Origin of the sequence: Chryseobacterium sp. SIMBA_028 (assembly GCF_046535285.1) — a bacterium.
Taxonomy (GTDB): domain Bacteria; phylum Bacteroidota; class Bacteroidia; order Flavobacteriales; family Weeksellaceae; genus Chryseobacterium.
Genome location: NZ_JAWRWZ010000465.1, coordinates 1 through 259 on the forward strand (window position 1 = coordinate 1; position 259 = coordinate 259).

At 33.2% G+C, this 259-nt stretch carries 1 protein-coding gene; it reads left to right on the forward strand.

Annotation, left to right across the window (positions count from 1 at the left end; all coding sequences use genetic code 11):
- Positions 1-259, forward strand: a 259-nt coding sequence (locus SCA31_RS24145) for a hypothetical protein (protein WP_410699523.1), incomplete at both ends; no start/stop codon positions are given.

The window sequence follows — 259 nt, forward strand, 5'->3', positions numbered from 1 at the left end:
TGGCTAAATATTTTGAAGCAGGAAATTTTAAAAAAGTGATAGATCTGAGCAAAGACGCTGAACAATTAGCAGCTGAAGCAAGTGATAATACGTCATTATCTAACACCTACAGACTCAGAGCCGCTTCCTATACAGAACTGGGCTTTAATGATCAGAGTTTTAAAGAATTTAAAGAAGCTTTAACGATAGCAGAAAAAATACCTTCTAAAAATTCCAAAAATTATCAAAAAGCTTTAATATATACCGGCTTAGCGAGTTA